The sequence below is a fragment of the Actinosynnema sp. NPDC023658 genome, assembly GCF_040639995.1.
Taxonomy (GTDB): Bacteria; Actinomycetota; Actinomycetes; order Mycobacteriales; family Pseudonocardiaceae; genus Actinosynnema.
The window spans coordinates 1-1,624 of the sequence record NZ_JBFAAX010001167.1 but is presented as its reverse complement, the minus strand read 5'-3'; the positions used below and the strand labels follow the sequence as shown (position 1 = coordinate 1,624).

The following is a 1,624-nucleotide window of genomic DNA, read 5'->3' as shown; positions in this document are numbered from 1 at the left end:
ACGGAGCCGCGCGCGCCGATCAGCCAGAGCCCGGTGGGCTCACCAGCCATGGGTATTCCCCTCCGATCGCGGGTTCGGCGTCGCGGACGGTCGTCCGCGGCGCCGGACGACTACTTCCAGGGCGCGGGATAGCCCGGCATCGACTCGCAGCCGCACATGGCGTAGTGCAGCGGCGGCATGTCCTCCTTGATGAAGTCCCGGATGTTGTCCTGGGTCACCTTCGGCTGGGGCAGCACCCACTCCCGCGGGACCTGCTTGCCCTCCAGCACGCGCAGCGCGGCGATGACCGGTGTGCGCCACTGGAACGTGGGGTAGGTGGGCGCGACCGCCGTCATCTTCTCCGCGACCCACGTGCGCAGGAAGTCCTGCTGGTCCTCGCCCACGAACGGCGGGATCGGCACGCCCGCGTCCTGGAACGCCTCGACCGCGGCGACGGCGGTCGCGCCGGAGTCCATCCACACGCCGTCGATGGCGCCCTCGCGCTGGAGGTAGTCCCCGACGATGGTCTTGGTCTTGGCCGCGTCACCGTCGGTGAACTCGACGCCGACGACGTCCAGCCCGCTGCCGGCGAAGATCTCGTTCGCCGCGGCCCACCGCTGCTCCAGCACGTCCACGCCGGGCAGGATGCGCAGCGCCAGCACCTTGCCGCCGGCCTTGACCTTCTCCTTGAGGAACTCCGCGCCGTCCGCGCCGAACGCGAACCCGCCGATCGGGTGGATGAACGTGACCGGGCAGTCGGAGTCGACGCCGCGGTCGAACACGATCACCGGCACACCGGTGCCGCACGCCGCTTCGACGGCCGGGGTCAGCGTGGCGGTGGTGTTCGGTGACACGATCAGCGCGCTGCACCCCTGCGAGGCGAACGACTGGAGGTCGCTGATCTGCTTGTCGTCCTTGGCCTCGGCGTCCAGGACGGTGAACTTCGCGATCTCCGGGTGCAGCCGCACCTCCTCCTGCATCGTCTTCCAGCCGACCTGCCGCCACGGGTTGTCCACCGAGGCGTTGGAGAAGCACAGGTGGTGACCGCCGCCGGGCTTGGCGTACCGGGCGGTGTCGACCATCTTCGGGTCGAGCACCTGCTCCCAGGGCCCGGACGCCGAGCCGTCGCCGTCCAGGCCGACCGGCTTCGCGGTGCGGAGCGCCACCTGCCGCTCGTACTCGGCCCGGTCGAAGAACTCGGACTCGGCCGCGGCCGTGCCGGAAGTGGTCGTGGTGCCGGTGCCCTGGGTGGGCAGGTCGCTGGAGCACCCGGTCATCGCCAGTGCGCCCACGAGGGCGACGGCGGACCATTTCCTGTTCATCGTGCTACTCCTCGGCTTCTTCGGCGCGGTTCAGGAGGTGGTCGGGACGGGTTCGCGGGACCGCGGCGTCCACCTCCGACCGGTGCCGCGGGCGGCGTAGGCGACCGCCGCGATGATGATCACGCCCTGGACGGCGGATTCGAGCGCGCCCGAGACGCCGAGCAGGTTCAGCAGCGAGAACAGCGCCTCCAACGACAGCGCGCCCGCGGCCGCGGCGACCACCGAGCCGCGACCACCCCCGAGCACGACACCGCCGAGCACGACCGCGGTGATCGCCCGGAACTCCAAGCCCTGACCGACCTGGGCGGACACCCCGGCGAACC

At 71.4% G+C, this 1,624-nt stretch carries 1 protein-coding gene and 1 pseudogene; both read right to left on the bottom strand.

All coding sequences use genetic code 11. The features are described from left to right. Positions 1-110: 110 nt before the first annotated feature. A complete protein-coding gene (locus AB0G02_RS39205; protein ID WP_360805279.1) occupies positions 111-1,301 on the bottom strand; it encodes a substrate-binding domain-containing protein in 1,191 nt (396 codons plus the stop codon). Between the two features lie 30 nt (positions 1,302-1,331). Continuing rightward, positions 1,332-1,624, bottom strand: a pseudogene (locus AB0G02_RS39200) (ABC transporter permease); the annotation flags it as partial.